This window comes from Photobacterium sp. R1, assembly GCF_054600795.1.
Genome location: NZ_BAAHZP010000690.1, coordinates 1 through 259 on the forward strand (window position 1 = coordinate 1; position 259 = coordinate 259).

The window sequence follows — 259 nt, forward strand, 5'->3', positions numbered from 1 at the left end:
GGATCGTCTGACGAACCCGGCCAAGATCAAAGCATTTGAGTTGTCTGAAGAGCTGAAAGATCTGATGCGTCCGCTGTATAACAAGCACATGGACGACATTATCACAGGTGAGTTCTCACGGACTATGATGGCCGACTGGGCGAACGATGACGCAGAACTGCTGGGCTGGCGTGCAGAAACGGCGGAGACGGCGTTTGAAAACTACCCGCAAACTGATGCCAAAATTGCTGAGCAGGAATACTTTGATAACGGCATTCTG

Annotated in this window: 1 pseudogene; it reads left to right on the forward strand. The window is 51.0% G+C overall.

What is annotated here, in order from left to right:
- A pseudogene (locus tag ACYP03_RS26850) lies at nucleotides 1-259 on the forward strand (ketol-acid reductoisomerase); the annotation flags it as partial.